This is a genomic window from Acidimicrobiales bacterium, assembly GCA_036270875.1.
Lineage (GTDB): Bacteria > Actinomycetota > Acidimicrobiia > Acidimicrobiales > AC-9 > AC-9.
Genome location: DATBBR010000074.1, coordinates 49251 through 65970, shown reverse-complemented (window position 1 = coordinate 65970; position 16720 = coordinate 49251). Strand labels below are relative to the sequence as shown.

The window sequence follows — 16720 nt, the reverse complement described above, 5'->3', positions numbered from 1 at the left end:
TGGATCCGCTGGTCCGGCTGGCACGGGACGCCGCCTACGTCGCCGTCGGGTTCGGGGTGCTGGGATTGCAGCGAGCCCAGGTGCGGCGCCGGGAGCTCCGCAAGCGGCTGGAGGGCCTCGCCTCCCAGCTAGCCGCGGGCGGCGCGCCAGTGGTCGACCACCGCCCGGAGCGTGGCGTCGAGGGGGATCTCGGGTCGCCAGCCGGTGGCCGATCGCAGGAGGGTTGAGTCTCCTCGCAGGACGGGCACGTCGGCGGGACGCTCGAGCGCCGGGTCCACCAGGAGCTCGAGGTCCGAGCCGGCGATCGCCAGCAGACGGTGGGCGACCTCCTCGATGGCCACGTCGTCCCCGGAGCACACGTTGTAGACCCCGCCGGCCTCGCCCCCGAGGATGAGCAACCGGTAAGCCCGGACCACGTCCCGTACATCGGTGAAGTCGCGCCGCGGCCGCAGGTTGCCGACGGACAGGTGCTTCCCGCCCACGCGTTCGGCCTCCACGATCCGCTTGGCCAGGGCGGAGACGGCGAAGGCGGGCGCTTGCCCCGGACCGACGTGGTTGAAGGCGCGGGCCCGAATCACGGGGAGCCCGTGGCCCAGATGGGCCTGCACCCCGAGGAACTCGGCGGCGACCTTGCTCGCCGCGTAGGGCGAGACGGGCAGCAGCGGCGAGCGCTCGGTCAGCGGCAGGTGCTCGGGCTTCACCGCCCCGTAGACCTCGGCGGAGCTCGTCAGCAGCACCCGCGGCGGGGAGGGACAGCCGCGGACCGCCTCCAGCAGATTGAGCGTCCCCTCGGCGTTGACCCGGAAGACCTCCCTCGGGTCGTCCCATGACTGGCCCACATGGGTGAACGCGGCCAGGTGGTAGACGGCGTCGGGGGCCGCGTCGACCAGGGCACGGCGGAGCCCCTCAGCGTCGGCGATGTCGAGCCCCGGGCCGGCGACGTCGACGTCGTCCCCCGCCTCGCGGAGGTGAGCCTGGAGCCAGGTCCCGACGAAACCCTGCCCGCCCGTGACGAACACTCGCACGGCGGCTCACGCTAGTCGGGCTCTCTGGGGCCCTTTCCGGACGCGATCGCCGCTCGATAGGCGTCCAGGTGGCCGGCGGCGCTGGCCTCCCAGTTGTGCCGGGCGGCCACGGCCAGCCCCCGCGTCCGCCGGGTGGGCAACCCGTCGTCGCGGCGCACGAGGAGATCGAGGGCACCGGCCAGCCCGTCCACGTCGCCCGGGGTGACCAGGACCGCGGCCCCCTGGACCACCTCCTGCATGGCGGAGCCGGTGGTCGTGACCAGCGGGGCGCCGCATGCCAGCGCCTCCAGCGCCGGAAGCCCGAAGCCCTCCTCCAGAGACGGATAGGCGACGGCGGCTGCCTGCCGCAGCAGGGCGGCGACGTCGGCGTCGGCGACGTAGCCGGCGCGCACGATTCGGTCGGGGTCGCGGGACTCGGCGACCGCGCGGTCGACTGCCACGGCCCCCCAGCCGGCTCCGCCGGCCAGGACGAGGCTGAGCCCCGGGTGGGCCCCGCACATTCGGTCGAAGGCGCGCACCAGTGTCGGCACGTCCTTGCGGGGCTCGAGTGTTCCGACGAAGGCCACGTAGGCGCCGGTGATCCCAAGGCCGGTCAGAGCCGCCCTGTCGGCACCAGGCTGGGGCTCGTCGGGGCGGAAGCGCTCGTGATCGACGCCATGCGGCACGACGAACACCGGTCCCGACGGGGGGCTGATCTCCGCCAGGCGCTCAGCGGTGCGGGCGCTCACGCACACCAACGCCTCGGCGTGGCGGGCCGCCACCCGGATGGCCCGGCGGAAGAACGGGACCCGCGTGCGACGATGCCACTCGGGATGGTCGAAGAACGTCAGGTCGTGAATGGTCACGACGCGCGGCATCGACGACGCCTCCGGCATCGTGTAGTGGGGGCCGTGGTGGACATCGACGGGGAGCCGGCGCAAACGCATCGGCAGCCGGGTCTGCTCCCAGGCCAGGCGCAGCGGCCGGGCGGCGGGTGCCACCGCCTCCACGGCAGCATGCGGTGCCAGGTCCCGCCAACGCTCGGCGTCCTCCGACCTCGATACCAGCGTCAGCTCGACGTCGCGTCGATCGGCCAGGGCGGCGGCCAACCCGAGCGTGTACCGGCCTGCTCCCGCCGGCTCGGCCGGCACGGCGCTGACGTCGAGGCTGAGCCGCACGGTATCGGTCACCGCAGCTGCTCCCACAGCGCCACGTGGCGGCGGGCAGTGGACTCCCAGGTGAGCTTCTCGGCGCGCCTTCGCCCGCCGGCGACGAGCCGCTCTCGGTCGGCGCCGTCGAGCGAGGCGCATACCAGCGCGTCGGCGATGGCTTCGACGCTCAGGGGATCAACCTCGAGGGCCGCGCCCTGGGTGCTGGGCATGGGGCTGGCGACGACCGGGGCGCCGGCGGCCATCGCCTCGAGGGCGGGCAGGCCGTAGCCCTCGTGGAGCGGCACGTAGGCCAGGCAGCGACACCGGGCGTAGAGGCCGGCGAGGACGGCCGCCGGTACCTCGCCCGCGAGCACCACACCGGGGCGAGGGCGTAGGGCGTCCCCCCATCCCTGGGGCCCGACGACCACCAGCGGCCAGGGCTGAGGCAGGCGGGACCGGGCCTGGTCGTAGGCGTCGGACAGACGGTCGAGGTTCTTTCTGGGCTCGTTGGTGCCCACGCTCAGAAGGTATGGCGTGTCGACGCCGACGCGGCTCAGGAGGTCGCGGGTGCCGTCGAGATCGGCCGGAGGCAGGTGGTCAGCGCCTTCCTCGAACACCGCCACCCGCTCGGAGGGCGCCCCGGCGTCCTGCAGCGCCGCCGCCGTCTCCGGTGAGGGCGCGAGCAGGAGCCGGGCTCGTCGCAGGGTCCGTCGCAGCGCAGCCTCGTGCCAGCGCCGGCCCCGCGGGGGGAACGCCTCGGGCACCTGTCGCCAGGCCAGGTCGTGGACGGTCGCCACCGCCGGCGCCCGGCTCCGGGGGACGGCGGTCGAGACGGCGTGCAGCACGTCGAAGCCGTCCGGCGCGCCCAACACCCCGAGGTCCCAGGCCCGCGTCAGCAGCGGGCCCGGCAGCGACGAGGCCAGGACCGGCATCCCGAGCGAGGCCAGTGGATCCTCACCCGCTCCGGGCCGGCTGGCCAGGAGGGCGATGTCGGGAGCGGGGTTCATGCGCCCCAGACCCTGGAGCAGGCCGCGGGCGTACGTGCCGATGCCACCGGGGGCCCTCCGGCGCAGCTGCTCGACGACGATCAGCACCCTCACGGGATCTCAGCTCGCGCTGGCCGACGCGGCGCGGTAGAGCGCGGCGAGGCCGGCCGCGCACTCCTTCCAGCTGAAGGCCCTGATCCGCTGTCGCCCCCTGGCCACCAGGTCGGCCCTCGCCCCGTCGTCGACCAGCAGCCGATCGATGACGGCCGCCAGGGCGTCGGCGTCACCCGGCTCCACCAGCTCGGCCCCGTCACCCACCACCTCGGGCAGCGCCCCGGCCGTGGTGGTCACGACGGGAACGCCGGCCACCATGGCCTCGAGTGGCGGGAACCCGAAGCCCTCGTACACCGACGGGAACGCGAACAGCGTCGCCCCACGGAGCAGGCGGGCGCGGTGGGTGTCGCTCACGTAGCCAAGTCGCAGCACCCGGTCCCGCCAGGGCGAGGCGGCCACGGCCCCCTCGAAGCGCTCCATGCCCCAGCCCGCGCGCCCGGCCACCACCAGGTACAGGTCGCGGCGACGACCGGCCACCTGGTCGAAGGCCTGCACCAGGGTGGCGACGTCCTTCCTCGGCTCGATCGTTCCCAGGGCGAGCACGTACGGCCCGTCGGGAACCGGGCCGGAGCCGGCGCCCTCGGCAAGGCTGGCGTCGCAGCTGTCGACGGGGGGGACACCGTGGTGGACAGCGCGGACCCGCTCGGGGGCCGCGCCCAGGAGCTCGATCACCTCTTCCCGCACGAACGCCGACGGGGTGTGCACCCACGCTCCCTCTTGGATGGCTCGGCGCACGAGCGGCGGGAAGGTCTGCGTGTAGTCGTCGCACATCTCGGGGAAGCGCACCGTGGTGAGGTCGTGCACGGTGACCACCCGGGCCGCTCGCCGAGACGGCGGGACGATGAAGTTCGTGCCGTGGACCACGTCGACACCGCCTGTGAACCACTCGATCGGCGGAAGCGATGTCAATCGCCAGGCGCGGTGGACCGGCCTGGCGGGCATGGGCCGGTCGACCACCGCCACCCCCGGGGGGAGATGCTCGACGATCCGCCCCCGACGTCGCCAGCTGACCGCGAAGGCCCGTACGCACAAGTTCTCGACCTCGGCCAGGGCGGGCAGGGCGCCCGTGCAGAAGGCGCCGACACCCGCTTTCGCCCCCAGCAGAGGCGTGGCATCGAAGGCCACGTCAAGGCCCGGCGGACGCGTCGCGCCCGAGCTTCGCATGACCGGAGCCTCCCACAAGGTTCTGGCCGGGTTTAGCCTGAAAGGCGTGATCGCTGCCCTGGCCGGAGGCGTGGGCGCCGCCCGCCTGCTGGGGGGCATGACCCGCGTGGTCCCCGAACGCGACATCACCGTCGTGATCAACACGGGTGACGACACGGTCCTGCACGGCCTGCACGTGAGCCCGGACCTCGACACCGTCACCTACAGCCTGGCCGGCGTCGTCAACCCGGAGACGGGCTGGGGACTGGCGGGCGAGACGTGGGCGGCCATGGACGCGCTCGAGCGCTACGGCGGCGCCACCTGGTTCCGGCTCGGAGACCGCGACCTGGCGACCCATCTCTACCGCACGCAACGGCTGCACGACGGCGCGCCGCTGTCGACCATCACCTCCGAGGTCGCCACCAGCTGGGGCGTCGGGCCCAGCCTCCTTCCGATGTCCGACGACCCGGTGCGGACCCGCGTCACGCTCGCCGGCAACGGCGGGGGCGAGCCCGGAGGCCGGCCCGAGGAGACAGAGGTGGAGTTCCAGGACTACTTCGTGCGCCGACGGCACGCCGTGGAGGTACAGGCCGTGCGCTTCGAGGGCGCCGAGTCGGCCCGCCCGGCGCCCGGCGTGCTCGAGGCCATCGAGGGGGCGACCACGGTCGTCGTGTGCCCGTCCAATCCCATCGTCTCCATCGGGCCGATCCTGGCCGTGCCCGGAGTCGAGGAGACCATCGCCCGCCGTCGGGCCGACACGGTGGCGGTGTCGCCCATCGTGGCCGGCGCCGCCCTCAAGGGCCCCGCTGACCGGCTGCTCACCGAGCTCGGCCACGAGGCCTCGGTGGTCGGCGTGGCCCGGCTCTACGCTCGCCTGGCGTCCATCCTGGTCGTGGACGAGGCGGACGCCGCCCTCGCCGACCGGGTCGAGGCCGAGGGGCTGCGGTGCGTCGTGGCCCCGGCGGTGATGAGCACGCCCGAGCGGGCCGCCGCCCTGGCCAAGGTGGTACTGGCCGCGGGCGGCAGACGGTCGTGAGCCTGGAGGTCCTGCCCGTCGCCGGCCTGCCCGAGGTCGGCGACGGCGACGTGCTGGCCGACCTCATCGCCGAGCGGATCGACCTCGCCGACGGCGACGTCGTGGTCGTCACCCAGAAGATCGTGTCCAAGGCCGAAGGGCGACTGGTACCCGTTGACCCCGACGATCCCCGATCGGTACGGGAGCTGGTCGAGAGCGAGGCCACGCGAGTCCTGCGCCGCCGGCAGGACCTGATCATGACCGAGACCCGCCACGGGTTCGTGTGCGCCAACTCCGGCGTCGACCTCTCGAACGTCGAGATGGGTCGCGCCGCGCTCCTACCCGTCGACCCCGACCGCTCGGCGCGCCGCATACGCGACGGCTTGCGGGCCCGGAAGGGCGTCACTGTAGGGGTCGTCGTGTCGGACACCTTCGGACGGACGTGGCGCCGTGGAAGCACGGACGTCGCCATCGGGGTGGCCGGCGTCGCCGCCGTGGTGGACCTCCGCGGCACCCGGGACTCGCGGGGCCGGGTCCTCGTGGGAACCGAGATCTGCGTAGCGGACGAGCTGGCGGGAGCGGCCGAGCTGGTGATGGGCAAGGCAAGAGGTGTGCCGGTGGCCGTGGTGCGCGGGGTCGATCCGACCTGGCTGCGCGAGTCGTCGGTGACGGCGGAGGTGGTGCGGCCCTACCGGGAGGATCTGTTCCGCTGACCGGATCCGCGCCCGCCCTTGGCCGGTCGGCGTCGGCCGCCGCCGCCAGCGCCGGGCGACGTCGCCGCCAGCACGGCAGCCGTTCCCTCCGCCAGGCTCGTCCATGGCTTCCAGCCCAGGTGGATGGCCGCCCGCCCGGGGTCGAGGGCGGAGCGCTGGAGCTCTCCCGGCCTGGCGGGCGCGTGGACGGGCCGTTGCGAGCTGCCCGCCTCGCTGGCCATCGTCTCGTACAGCCGGAGGACTGACGTCTCGGTGCCGGTTCCCACGTTGATGAGCAGGCCGCCACCCCGCTGGCCTGCGCGGGCCATGGCGTCGACGACGTCGTCCACGAAGACGAAGTCCCGCGTCTGGGAGCCGTCACCGAAGATCGTGCAGCGCTCGCCGGCGACGAGGTGACCGGCGAAGATGGCGACCACGCCCGCCTCGCCGTGGGGATCCTGACGGGGCCCGTAGACGTTCGCGAGGGCCAGCGCGCAGAACTCGATGTTGTGCAGCTCCCGATAGGCCTTGAGGTAGTCGACCACGGCCATCTTGCTGACCCCGTACGGGGACATCGGGATCTGCGGAAGCGACTCCCGCGCCGGTAGGTCGGATGGACGGACGTCGCCGTAGAGGGTGCCGCCGCTGGCGGCGAAGACGATCTTCGACACCCCCGCCCGCCTCGCTCCTTCGAGGACCCGCAGGCTGCCGAGGATGTTGATGTCGGCGTCGAGCACGGGGTCGTTGACCGACACCCGCACGTCAGCCTGGGCGGCCAGATGGAAGACCACCTCTGGCGGCCGCCGGGCCATGAGATCGACCAGCTGGGGCGAGCGGATGTCGAGGTGGTGGAAGGTCATGTCGTTCGTCGACCCGGAGCGGGCGTCGGCCAGGTTCGTCAGCGAGCCGCTCGACAGGTCGTCGACCACGTCCACGGCGTGACCCTCGGCGAGGAGGCGGTCGACGAGGGTCGAGCCGATGAACCCGGCACCGCCGGTGACCATGACCCTCACGCTGGCACCCGATCGCCGTCGACCCGGGCGCCGGGATCGAGGATCGCTCCGGCACCCACCACCGACAGCCCGCGGACGACCGCGCCCTCGCCTACCACCGCCGCCGGCCCGACCACGGACGCGTCCACCGTCGCCCCGGCCGCCACGCAGGCGCCCGGCAGCAGGACCGAGCCGATCACCGATGCGCCGCCATCAACCCGGGCGCCGGCTCCGACCACGGAGTCCTCGACCGTCGCCCCGCTCGCCACACGGGCGCCGTCGCCGATCAGCGAGTCGGCCCGCACCTGACCGTCGATCACCGGCGTACCCAGCACCCACACGCCGGGCGATGTCTCCCGGGCGCCAGGCGACGGTGGGCCGGGGCGGGCACCGGACAGCAGGTCGCGGTGGGCCTGGAGGTACTTGGCGGGCGTACCGGCGTCGACCCAGTAGGCGTCCGAGGCAAGTGCGAACAGTCGCCCGCCCTCCACCATCGCCGGAAACGTCTCCCGCTCGATCGACACGCGCCGCTCGCGGTCGATCAGGTCGAGAACCGAGGGCTCGAGGACGTAGGTGCCGGCGTTGATCAGATTGGTCGGAGCCCTGCCGGGCTCGGGCTTCTCGATGAAGGCGAGCACCCGACCGTCGGCGTCGGTCGGCACCACGCCGAAGGCGGACGGGTCCTCAACGGGCGTCAGGCTGATCGACGCCTCGGCCCCTCGCTTGCGGTGGAAGCGGATCAGCCCGCCCACGTCGATATCGGTGAGGACGTCGCCGTTCACGACGAGGAAGGTTTCGTCGATGCCGCCATGGGCCGCGGCGAAGGCGATGGCGCCGGCGGTGTCCAGCGGCGCGGGCTCGACGGCGTAGCCGAGCCGGACCCCGCTGGCCCGCCCCTCAGGAAAGGCGGTGAAGAAGGCATGCGGCCGATAGCCGAGCGACAACACCGCCTCCTCCACACCGTGGGCGGCCAGGTGGGAGAGGACGCGCTCGATCATCGTCTGCTCAACGACCGGGAGCAGCTGCTTGGGGATGGTGTTGGTGAGCGGCCGCAGGCGCGTCCCCTCGCCCCCGACCAGCACGACGGCTCTCACGGGTTGCGACCCTACCGCGGGGGTCGGGGCCTGCCCGCGGCGCGCTGGGCAGCCGCGGCGCTGGCCCGCAATGCCAGTCCCACGGCGACCACGGGCAGCAGGAACCGGCGCCAGCCCGACGTCGTGCGCCACGCGAATCGCAGCAGCGATCGATGATGCTCGACGATCATCCGGTACGGGTGCAGATCGGTCGAGACTCCCTGGACATGGAGGACACACGCTGACGGCTCGTAGGCAACCCCCCACCCGGCGCGCCGGAGACGCCAGCAGAGATCGACGTCCTCCAGGTACATGAAGTAGGAGACGTCGAAGCCGCCCAGGTCCTCGAGCGCCCGGCGCCGGGCGAGGAAGCACGACCCCGACACCCAGTCGACGCCCCGTCTGCCGCGGTGGTCCCAGTCCAGCATCTTGTAGCTCCGACTGAACCGGTTCCGGGGGGCCACCAAGCCCAGGAAGCCGTGGCCGATGGCGTCGACCAGGGACGGGAACGTGCGCGCCGAGGGGTACAGCGTCTCGTCGGGATTGATCAGCCGAGGTCCGACCAGCGCCAGACGAGGGTCGGCGTCGAGGGCGGCCATGATGGCGGCCATGGTGCCGGGGTGCACGACGACGTCGGCGTTGCACACGAGCACCAGCTCGCGATGGCCCTGCGCCAGCCCCCGGTTGGCGCCGCCGCCGTAGCCGAGGTTGGCGCCGGTCTCGACGAGCCTGGCGCCGGGATCGGCTGCAGTCAGGGCGGAGCCCGATCCGTCCGCGGAGCCGTTGTCGACGACGACGACGTCGGCGACGCCGTCGGCCCGCAGGCTCCGCACGCACGCGAGCAGCTCGTCGCGGGCGTTGTAGTTCACGACCACCGCGTCGACCCGCCGGGCGACCTCGGGCGAGGGCTCCTTGCGAGGTCGCTCCGCGCCGGGTTGGCTCACCGATCGGGCCGCAGGCGATAGCGGGCGAGCGTCCACAGGGCGCCCATCCCGTCCCGCCAGGTGAACTTGGTGCCTTCGCTGGAGTCCCGGCCTGCATACGAGATGGGGACCTCGTAGATGCGGTGCCCCCTGCGCAGGACTTTGGCCGTGATCTCGGGCTCGAAGTCGAAGCGGTCCGACTCGATGGTGATGCCGTCGAGGACCCGGCGGTCGAAGAGCTTGTAGCCCGTCTCCATGTCCGAGAGCGTCGTGGCGTAGGCCAGGCTCGTCATGAGCGACAGCAGCCGGTTGCCCAGCCAGCTGCCGAGGGGCATGCTCTTGCGCTCGCCGGTGAAGCGGCTGCCGTAGACGACCAGGGCCTTCCCCTTGAGGATGGGATCCAACAGCCGTGGCCAGTCGTCGGGGTCGTACTCTGCGTCCGCGTCCTGGATGACCACCAGGTCGCCCCTCGCGTAGGCGAGGGCCGTTCGGATCGCTGCTCCCTTGCCGCGGTTCGACTCATGGGTGAGCACCCGCAGCGTCGAGTCCTCGAGTGCCGCGAGGATCTTGTCGCTGCCGTCGGTCGACCCGTCGTCGACGACGATGACCTCGAGGTCCAGCGGGAGGTCGACGGCGCGCACCCGACGAACGACCTCGGCCACTGTGTTGCGCTCGTTGAACATCGGGATCACGACCGACAGCCTCTGGTAGCGCGTCTCGTCCTCATCGGCCACGGCGGCTCACCCCGGGCTCGAAGTACGACAGCGTGCGGGCCAACCCCTCGCGGATCGGGACGCGGGGCTCCCATCCCAGCACCGACCGGGCCAGGCTGATGTCGGGACGGCGCTGGGTGGGGTCGTCCACCGGAAGAGGCTCGTGGACGATCTCCGACGACGAGCCCGTGAGCTCGACGACCATCTCCGCCAATCCGGACACGGTGAGCTCCGTCGGGTTGCCGATGTTCACCGGGCCCACGTGGTCCGACTCCAGCAGGGCGAGTATCCCGGCCACCTCGTCGTCGACGTGGCAGAAGCTCCGAGTCTGGGTGCCGTCGCCGTAGATAGTCAGCGGCTTGCCCTGCAGGGCCTGGACGAGGAAGTTGGACACCACCCGACCGTCGGACGGCCGCATCCTGGGGCCGTAGGTGTTGAAGATGCGGACGATGCGGACGTCGACTCCGTGGGCGCGGTGGTAGGCCATGGTGATGGCCTCGGCGAACCGCTTGGCCTCGTCATAGACGCCGCGGGGACCGATGGGGTTCACGTGACCCCAGTAGTCCTCGGTCTGGGGATGGACCTCGGGGTCTCCGTAGACCTCGCTGGTGGAGGCGAGGAGGAACCGGGCGTCCTTGGCCTTGGCCAGCCCCAGACAGTTGTGGGTGCCCAGGCTGCCGACCTTGAGGGTCTGGATGGGCAGCTCCAGGTAGTCGCGAGGCGAGGCGGGACTGGCGAAGTGGAGGATGGCGTCCACGGGGCCCTCGACCGACAGGGGCCTGCTCACGTCTTGGTCGACGAACCTGAAGTCGCCCCGGCCCATCAGGTGCTCGACGTTGGCGGTCGACCCGGTGACGCAGTTGTCGATGCAGATCACCTCGTGGCCGCGCTCCACCAACCGATCACACAGGTGGGAGCCGAGGAAGCCGGCCCCGCCCGTGACGACGACCCGGCCCTGTCCGGCCGGCCAACTGTGCATCCGATCGGTCACTGGCGCCCGATCCCCTGGTAGGCGAAGCCGGCCCGACGCAGGGCAGCGGAGTCCAACAGGTTGCGGGCGTCGACGACCGATGCCCGCGCCATCAGGTCGCGCACCTTGCGGAAGTCCAGCCAGCGGAACTCGTCCCACTCGGTCAGCACGGCCAGCACCTCGGCACCCTCGCACGCCGCGTACGGGTCGTCGCAGACGTCGATGCGACCGGGGGGGCCAAGGAGACCGCGCACCGTCGGGTCGTAAGCCCGGATGCGCGCCCCGTGGTCGGCCAGACGGTCGATGACGTGGAGGGCCGGGGAGTCGCGCTGGTCGTCGGTCCGCGCCTTGAAGGTGAGCCCCCAGGCCGCCACCGTCACGCCGTCGACCGATCCGCCCGCCTGGGCCATGACCTTGGCCACGACCCTGGCGTGCTGCTCCTCGTTCACGGCGATGACGCCTCGAAGCAGCCCGAAGTCGTAGCCGGCGTCCTCCCCGATGCGCACCAGCGCGCGGGTGTCCTTCGGGAAGCAGCTACCGCCGAACCCCGGCCCCGGACGCAGGAACTCGAAACCGATGCGCCGGTCGTAGCCCATGCCCAGGACCACCTCGCGTACGTCGGCGCCCACAGCCTCGCAGAGGTTGGCCACCGCGTTGATGAAGCTGACCTTGGTGGCGAGAAAGGCGTTCGACGCGTACTTGATCGTCTCCGCCGATGAGGGATCGGTGACGATCAGGGGCGCCTTGATCGCCTTGTACAGCGACGCCACCCGGATGGCGGCGGCCTGGTCGTCGCTGCCAATGACGATCCTGTCGGGGTGGAAGCAGTCGTGCACGGCCGAGCCCTCGCGCAGGAACTCCGGGTTGGACACCACCGAGACGTCACTTCGCCCGAGGGCCCGCTCGACGACCCTGGTCGAGCCGACCGGCACGGTCGACTTGTTGACGACGACCGCCTCGGCCGCCAGCACGGGCCCGATCTCGTTGGCGGCGGCCTCGATGTAGGCCATGTCGGCCGAGCCGTCCTCCCGCTGGGGCGTCGGCACGCACAGGAAGACGAACTCCCGGTCGGCGGCGGCCGCCGCCGCCCCCAACACGAAGGACAGCCGCCCACCGTCGAGGCCCTCTCTCACGAGATCGTCGAGGCCGTCCTCGACGATCGGGACCTCGCCCCGGCGGAGCTGCTCGATCTTGTCCGGGACGACGTCGGCACAGGTCACCTCGTGGCCGAGGCGGGCGAGAAAGGCGCCGGTGGTGAGACCCACGTAGCCCGTGCCCACGATGGTGATCGAGCTCATCCGGTGATCTCCTTGACCAGCCGATGGAGCGGCTCCTGCCACTCCGGAAGCAGGGGGAGGCCCGACAGGCGCAGGGCGGCGTTGTCCAGCACCGAGTTGGCCGGCCTGGGCGCCGGCCGGCGGGGGCGAAGGGCGTCGGTCGTCACCGCCTCGACCCGATCGGGATCGAGCCCGGCCGCGGCCATGATGGCCCGGGCGAAGCCGAACCACGTGGTGGGTCCCTGGTTGGTCACGTGGAAAATTCCGGGCCGGCGGCTCAGGGCGAGCGCGCGCACCACGTGAGCCAGGTCCGAGGTGAACGTCGGGCACCCGAGCTGGTCGTCCACGAACCGCAGCGGGCCTCCCTCGGCGGCCAGGCGCAGCACGGTGCGCACGATGTTGGTTCCGTGGCGGCCGCAGATCCACGAGGTGCGGACGACGGCGTGTCCGCGGTCGAGCTCGGCCTCGCCCGCCCGCTTGGAGCGGCCGTAGACCGAGAGAGGGTTGGGCTCGTCCCACTCGGTGTACGGCCTCGTGGCCCGACCGTCGAACACGTAGTCGGTGGAGAGGTAGCAGAGATGGGCGCCCACCCGCCGGGCGCCCTCGGCCACGTGGCGGGTGCCCAGGGCGTTGACGGCCATGGCCCGGTCAGGGTCGCCTTCACAGGCGTCCACGGCGGTCCAGGCGGCGGCGTGCACCACCACCTCGGGGCGAAAGGATCCCATGGCCTGGAGCACGGCATCCCGGTCGGTCACGTCGAGCCGGGCCCGGTCGGCGGCCACCACCTCGTGGGCCTTCCCGTCTCCGCTGGCGGCGAACGCGTCCACGAGATCACGACCCAGCTGGCCGCCGGCACCGGTGAGCAGCACCCGGGTCATCACGCCCACGCCGTCTCCTCCACCGGAGCCCGGTCGCGCAGCGGCTCCCACCACGCCCGGTTGGCCGCGTACCACGCCACGGTGTCGGCCAGGCCCTGCTCGAAGGAGGTGAGCGGCTCCCAGCCCAGCCGGGCCCGGATCTTGGAGGAGTCGAGGAGGTAGCGACGGTCGTGGCCGGGACGATCGGGCACGACCTTCTTGAGCGAGGTCGGCTGGCCCAGGGCGGCCAGGATGTGGTCGGCCAGCTCCTCGATGCTGGCCTCCCGGCCCGATCCCACGTGGTAGGTCTCGCCCACCTCGCCCCGCGCGAGCACGGCGTCGATGGCGCGGCAGTGGTCGTCGACGTGCAGCCACTCGCGCCGGTGCAGGGTCGAGGCGTACAGCGGGAGGGGGCTGCCATCGATGGCATTGGTGGCGAACAGCGGGACGACCTTCTCCGGGAACTGGTACGGACCGTAGTTGTTGCAGCAGTTGGTGATCGTGACCGCCAGCCCATAGGTCTCGGCGTAGGCGCGCACGGCGTGATCGGCGCCCGCCTTCGACGCGTTGTACGGGGTTCGGGGCCGGTAGGGGGACTCCTCGGTGAACTGGTCGGTGCTGTCGAGGGCCAGGTCGCCGTAGACCTCGCAGGTCGACACGTGATGGAACCGAGGCAGGCCGGCCCGCCGGCTCGCTTCGAGCAGGGCCTGGGTGCCGAGCACGTTGGTGCGAAAGAACCTGCCCGGGTCGACCACGGCCAGGCTGTTGTGCGACTCGGCTGCGAAGTTGACGACGAGCTCGATGTCATGCTCGGCGAGCACCTGCTCGACCCGGGCCTGGTCGCAGATGTCGCCGTGCACGAAGGAGATGCGCTCCTCCAGGTCGGCCAGGCTGGCCCGGTTTCCCGCGTAGGTCAGCGCGTCGTACACGACCACGCGCTCGTCGGAATGGCTCGCCACGCGGTGGCGAACGAAGTTGGATCCGATGAAGCCGGCTCCACCGGTGATCAGGACGGACATCGGACCGAACACTACGGCGCCCGCCTCCGGTTGGCCTGTTGCGCGGGGGCCGGGACGGGCGGTCCCACCGGGGTCAGCAGGCGCGGGGATCGAACGGCGGCAGCACTGGGGGGGCAGGGGCCGGTGGCGCCGCGGGGGCAGGAGCCGCCGCCTGGGTGATGCCCGAGAAGGAGGTCCCGGTCACCAGGGCGACGTCGGCGCCCTGGAGGGCCGGGTCCTGCTGGATGCTGGCACCCCCGCCGACCCGCCCTTGCAGGAGCTGGGCAGCCTGCTGCTTGCCCGGCGCGTAGAGCACCTCCGAGGTCGCCATGCGCGTGCCGGCGTCATTCCCCGTGCCGGCGACCACGAAGCCAGCCGAGCGCAGCTGACCCGCCGCTTGGGCGGCCTGCCCGGCGGTTCCCGAGCCGTTCAGGACCTGCACCTTGACGCTCGACGGAGCCAGCGCGGGCGGCGCTGGAGTGCTCGACGCAGGAGGCTGGCCCTTGCCGAGGAACTGGTTGACGACCTGGGTGCCCCCCGGCTGCTGCAGGCGGAGCACGTCGGCGCCGCCGATCACTGCGGGGGTGGTGGGCAGGGTGTAAGTGACCAGGTCGTTCGTGCTGAGCGACCGGAACCGCATGGCGAGTCCGAGGATGTCGTTCGTCGACAGCTTGTTGTCGATGGTCACGTCGTGGACGGCCGAGCTGATCAGCGAGTTGGCGGTGATGGGATTGCGGATCCCGGTGGAGAACGCCTTGGCCGTGAGAATGTGGATGAAGGTGTGCTGGCGGCGGATGCGGCTCAGGTCGCCGTTGCCGTCGAAATGCCAAGACCCGTCCGCGAAGTACTGGTAGTCCCGGCTGCGGGCCAGGGACAGGGCCGCCGCCCCGTCGAGGTGCTGGCACCCGGTCTTGGTGATGTTGAGCCCCGAGAAGGCGTCCTTGGCGGGGTCGGGGAAGTTCACGTCGATCCCGCCAACCGCGTTGACCAGGCCCTGGAAGCCGTCGAAGTTCATCGACACGTAGTGGTTGATCGGGACTCCGAGGTCGCTCTGGATGGTCTGGATGAGCTGCTGGGGACCGTTGCCGAAGCTCGAGTTGATGCGGTCTGAGCGGTTCGTGCCCGCGATGGGCACGTACAGGTCGCGGGGGATGGAGAGCACCGACGCCTTCTTCGAGGCGGGGTCGATGTGGAGCACTATGGTGACGTCGCTGCGCTGACCGGCAGTGGCGGCGGAGCCGCCGAAGGCGCTCTGGGCGTTGGGGTCGGTGAGGTTCGCCCGCGAGTCGGAGCCGACGATGAGAATGTTGGTGGTCCCGGTGGCCGCAGTCAGGCCGGGGATGTTGACCGAGCTGATCTCCCCCAGGCGGAGCTTGACGTAGAGATATCCGAGCCCGGTCGCGAGGACGATGGCGGCCACCACGAGGTTGCCGCCGATGAGCACGCGCCGAGGCCACCGGCGAGGACGGATGTGTCGAGGCCGGGTGGCCGGGCGCTCGGGAGCGATCGTGTCGCCTCCGGTGGCCACAGCGAAAAGTAGGGTACCAGCGGCCAGACCGGGCACTGAAGCGCCCCCTCGAAGGGCGAGGCCGAGCTGCGACATCGCTGGTCAGCACGCCGGTCAGGCGACGGGCAACCCCAGGCTGCGCCCGATGACGAGGCGCTGGACCTCGCTCGTGCCCTCGCCGATCTCGAGGATCTTGGCGTCGCGGTAGTAGCGGGCCACGGGCGACTCGTCGAGGAAGCCGGCCCCCCCGAAGATCTGGGTGGCCTCCCTGGTGGCCGCGACCGCCGCCTCGGTGGCGTAGAGCTTGGCCATGGCCGCCGCCTGCTTCACCGGACGCCCGTGGTCTTTGAGCCAGGCCGCCTTGTAGGTGAGGGTTCGGGCGCACTCGACGGCAACGGCCATGTCGGCGATCTTGAAGGCGATGGCCTGATGGCGCCCGATGGGACCGCCGAACGACTCTCGGCCGCGGGCGTGGGCTAGCGACTGCTCGAGGCACGCCTGGGCCAGGCCCACGGCCAGCGCGGCGATGGCGATGCGCCCGCCGTCGAGGATGGCGAGGAACTGGGCCAGGCCCTGGCCTTGTCCCCCGAGCAGGTGGTCTGACGGCACGCGGCAGCCCTCGAGGACCAGGCCGTGGGTGTCGGAGGCGTGCCAGCCCATCTTGCGGTAGGGCGGCTCGACCAAGAGCCCCGGCGTTCCCGCCGGCACGACGATGGCGCTGATCCCCTGGCGTGCCTCCGACTCGGTGCGGGCCGTGACGGTGATCAGCGAGGTGATCGGGGTGCCGGAGTTGGTGATGAAGGCCTTGGCCCCGTCGATGACCCACTCCCCGCTCGAGCTGTCGAAGCGCCCCCTCGTGCGGGTGGCGCCGGCGTCGCTGCCGGCATCCGGCTCGGTCAACCCGAAGGCGGCCAGGGCCCGGCCCGCGCACAGCGGCGGCAGCCAGCGGCGGCGCTGCTCTTCGGTCCCGAAGGCGAAGATCGGGTTGGCCCCGAGGCCGACCCCAGCCGAGAGCGTGATCGCCATCGACGAGTCGATCCGGCCGAGCTCCTCCACGGCGAGGCAGAAGGTCGTGAAGTCGGCCCCCGATCCGCCGTACTCGACGGGGAACGGCAGCCCGAACAGGCCGAGCTCCCCCATGGCCAGCACGGTGTCGACCGGAAAGTGGTGGGTGCGGTCCCACTCCTCGGTGTGCGGAGCGATCTCGGCCTCGGCGAATTCCCGCACGACCTTGCGGAAGGCCTCTTGCTCTTCCGACAGCTCGAAGTCCATCGCCCTAGTTTGCCGGCGGCTTCGCCGCCCCGG

The 16720-nt window shown here is 72.0% G+C and carries 16 protein-coding genes; 2 read left to right on the top strand and 14 right to left on the bottom strand.

What is annotated here, in order from left to right; genetic code table 11:
* Positions 1-128 precede the first annotated feature (128 nt).
* Genes VH112_08735 through VH112_08720 form a run of 4 tightly spaced genes read right to left on the bottom strand, consistent with a single transcriptional unit; the run spans position 129 to position 4419 of the window.
* A complete protein-coding gene (locus tag VH112_08735) occupies positions 129-1025 on the bottom strand; it encodes a GDP-mannose 4,6-dehydratase (GenBank protein HEX4540319.1) in 897 nt (298 codons plus the stop codon).
* An 11-nt stretch (positions 1026-1036) separates the two neighbouring features.
* Positions 1037-2194 carry a glycosyltransferase family 1 protein gene (locus VH112_08730; protein HEX4540318.1) on the bottom strand — a complete coding sequence of 386 codons (1158 nt, stop codon included), beginning with the start codon at positions 2192-2194 and terminating at the stop codon, positions 1037-1039.
* Complete coding sequence (locus VH112_08725; protein ID HEX4540317.1) at positions 2191-3255, bottom strand: glycosyltransferase family 1 protein; 1065 nt, start codon at positions 3253-3255, stop codon at positions 2191-2193. Before VH112_08725 ends, VH112_08730 begins: the two co-directional genes overlap by 4 nt.
* A 6-nt stretch (positions 3256-3261) precedes the next feature.
* Entirely contained in the window at positions 3262-4419 is a 1158-nt protein-coding gene (locus VH112_08720; GenBank protein ID HEX4540316.1) for a glycosyltransferase family 1 protein, read from the bottom strand.
* 46 nt (positions 4420-4465) lie between these two features.
* Here VH112_08720 and cofD point away from each other — a divergent pair, with 46 nt between their 5' ends.
* Together cofD and cofE are read left to right on the top strand one after the other, a co-directional pair.
* On the top strand, positions 4466-5434 hold the full coding sequence (cofD, locus tag VH112_08715) for a 2-phospho-L-lactate transferase (protein ID HEX4540315.1): 969 nt from the start codon (positions 4466-4468) through the stop codon (positions 5432-5434).
* Positions 5431-6126: a coenzyme F420-0:L-glutamate ligase gene (gene cofE / locus VH112_08710; GenBank protein ID HEX4540314.1), complete on the top strand. Its 696-nt coding sequence runs from the start codon at positions 5431-5433 to the stop codon at positions 6124-6126. The genes cofD and cofE overlap by 4 nt, the downstream gene beginning before the upstream one ends.
* Here the strand turns inward: cofE and VH112_08705 are convergent.
* The 10 genes from VH112_08705 to VH112_08660 form a co-directional block, all read right to left on the bottom strand.
* Positions 6102-7109 carry an NAD-dependent epimerase/dehydratase family protein gene (locus tag VH112_08705; protein HEX4540313.1) on the bottom strand — a complete coding sequence of 336 codons (1008 nt, stop codon included), beginning with the start codon at positions 7107-7109 and terminating at the stop codon, positions 6102-6104. The two genes, cofE and VH112_08705, sit on opposite strands and share 25 nt — an antisense overlap.
* 5 nt (positions 7110-7114) lie before the next feature.
* Positions 7115-8191, bottom strand: a complete 1077-nt coding sequence (locus VH112_08700) for an NDP-sugar synthase (GenBank protein HEX4540312.1) — start codon at positions 8189-8191, stop codon at positions 7115-7117.
* An 11-nt stretch (positions 8192-8202) separates the two neighbouring features.
* On the bottom strand, positions 8203-9114 hold the full coding sequence (locus VH112_08695) for a glycosyltransferase family 2 protein (protein ID HEX4540311.1): 912 nt from the start codon (positions 9112-9114) through the stop codon (positions 8203-8205).
* Complete coding sequence (locus VH112_08690) at positions 9111-9827, bottom strand: glycosyltransferase family 2 protein (GenBank protein HEX4540310.1); 717 nt, start codon at positions 9825-9827, stop codon at positions 9111-9113. The genes VH112_08695 and VH112_08690 overlap by 4 nt, the downstream gene beginning before the upstream one ends.
* Complete coding sequence (locus tag VH112_08685) at positions 9817-10797, bottom strand: UDP-glucuronic acid decarboxylase family protein (protein HEX4540309.1); 981 nt, start codon at positions 10795-10797, stop codon at positions 9817-9819. The genes VH112_08690 and VH112_08685 overlap by 11 nt, the downstream gene beginning before the upstream one ends.
* A complete protein-coding gene (locus tag VH112_08680) occupies positions 10794-12074 on the bottom strand; it encodes a UDP-glucose/GDP-mannose dehydrogenase family protein (protein ID HEX4540308.1) in 1281 nt (426 codons plus the stop codon). Before VH112_08680 ends, VH112_08685 begins: the two co-directional genes overlap by 4 nt.
* On the bottom strand, positions 12071-12931 hold the full coding sequence (gene rfbD / locus VH112_08675) for a dTDP-4-dehydrorhamnose reductase (GenBank protein HEX4540307.1): 861 nt from the start codon (positions 12929-12931) through the stop codon (positions 12071-12073). The genes VH112_08680 and rfbD overlap by 4 nt, the downstream gene beginning before the upstream one ends.
* Positions 12931-13929, bottom strand: coding sequence for a dTDP-glucose 4,6-dehydratase (rfbB, locus tag VH112_08670; protein ID HEX4540306.1), 999 nt, complete (start codon positions 13927-13929; stop codon positions 12931-12933). Before rfbB ends, rfbD begins: the two co-directional genes overlap by 1 nt.
* A gap of 73 nt (positions 13930-14002) precedes the next feature.
* Positions 14003-15436, bottom strand: a complete 1434-nt coding sequence (locus tag VH112_08665) for an LCP family protein (GenBank protein ID HEX4540305.1) — start codon at positions 15434-15436, stop codon at positions 14003-14005.
* Between the two features lie 93 nt (positions 15437-15529).
* A complete protein-coding gene (locus VH112_08660) occupies positions 15530-16687 on the bottom strand; it encodes an acyl-CoA dehydrogenase family protein (GenBank protein ID HEX4540304.1) in 1158 nt (385 codons plus the stop codon).
* Positions 16688-16720: the final 33 nt, after the last annotated feature.

What these genes read in the sequence shown, in the direction of transcription:
- VH112_08720 (HEX4540316.1), bottom strand. Translation starts at nt 4,419, where the DNA reads ATGCGAAGCTCGGGCGCGACGCGTCCGCCGGGCCTTGACGTGGCCTTC.
- VH112_08680 (HEX4540308.1), bottom strand. Translation starts at nt 12,074, where the DNA reads ATGAGCTCGATCACCATCGTGGGCACGGGCTACGTGGGTCTCACCACC.
- VH112_08705 (HEX4540313.1), bottom strand. Translation starts at nt 7,109, where the DNA reads ATGGTCACCGGCGGTGCCGGGTTCATCGGCTCGACCCTCGTCGACCGC.
- VH112_08660 (HEX4540304.1), bottom strand. Translation starts at nt 16,687, where the DNA reads ATGGACTTCGAGCTGTCGGAAGAGCAAGAGGCCTTCCGCAAGGTCGTG.
- rfbB (HEX4540306.1), bottom strand. Translation starts at nt 13,929, where the DNA reads ATGTCCGTCCTGATCACCGGTGGAGCCGGCTTCATCGGATCCAACTTC.
- rfbD (HEX4540307.1), bottom strand. Translation starts at nt 12,931, where the DNA reads ATGACCCGGGTGCTGCTCACCGGTGCCGGCGGCCAGCTGGGTCGTGAT.